A 419-nucleotide genomic window follows, 5' to 3' on the forward strand; every position below is an offset into this window, starting at 1 on the left:
AGCCGAATCGGCGGTGGATATGGTGACTACGTATCGCTCGGTGATATGCACATCCCGCCTGTGCGCCCGAATGTGGGCGTTTGGGAAACGGTGGATACGACCAATGACTCCTGGTCCTACGCCTGGTATGATCAAAATTGGAAGTCTCCCAAATTGATTTGTGAGCGTCTCGTTCAGGTGGTCGCTCGTGGCGGTTCTTATATGCTGAACGTCGGCCCCAAGGGCGATGGCACGATTCCTGCCCCGGCGGTTGAAGCACTCACGGTTTCGGGGGAGTGGCTCGCTGAGAATGGGGAGGCGATCTATGGTGCGAGCGCGTCGCCTTTTGACCAGGGATTTAGTTGGGGGGATATCACCACAAAAGGAAATGAGCTCTACCTACACGTGTTTGACTTGCCCGCCGAGGGGATGCTCCGTCT

General features: G+C 56.6%; 1 protein-coding gene. It reads left to right on the forward strand.

Features of this window, described 5'->3' with window-relative positions; genetic code table 11:
* Positions 1-419: alpha-L-fucosidase (locus tag QEH59_RS18725; RefSeq protein ID WP_308986912.1), on the forward strand; the 419-nt coding region annotated here is incomplete at both ends.

It is taken from the genome of Thalassobacterium sedimentorum (assembly GCF_031127905.1).
Classification (GTDB): Bacteria; Verrucomicrobiota; Verrucomicrobiia; order Opitutales; family Coraliomargaritaceae; genus Thalassobacterium; species Thalassobacterium sedimentorum.